Annotated in this window: 1 protein-coding gene; it reads right to left on the bottom strand. The window is 58.6% G+C overall.

The window, feature by feature from the left end:
- On the bottom strand, positions 1-268 hold a 268-nt coding region (locus VJI77_RS07540; RefSeq protein ID WP_323988981.1), incomplete at both ends, for a hypothetical protein.

Raw genomic sequence — 268 nt, forward strand, 5'->3', positions numbered from 1 at the left:
GCCGCCTCCATGGCCGCGTATGAAGTAGTAACCCACAAATCGACTTCGGGAGCCACAAAGCGCGAAAACTGCCCGTACTTCCAGGAATCATCCGTTCCCCAGTTGAGGACAGGGACGCCCGCATCGCGCACGCTTGCCAATGTTTCGGTCCACACTTCGTACCCCATCAACACGCAGAACAGCAGATCAGGGCGCAGCGCCTCAACCCGGTCTATTAATGCCGTGTTCAGCGCCCGGAAATCGGTGTGCGCATTGCGGTCCCAAGACT

Origin of the sequence: Parvimonas sp. D2 (assembly GCF_035282635.1) — a bacterium.
GTDB lineage: Bacteria > Bacillota > Clostridia > Tissierellales > Peptoniphilaceae > Parvimonas.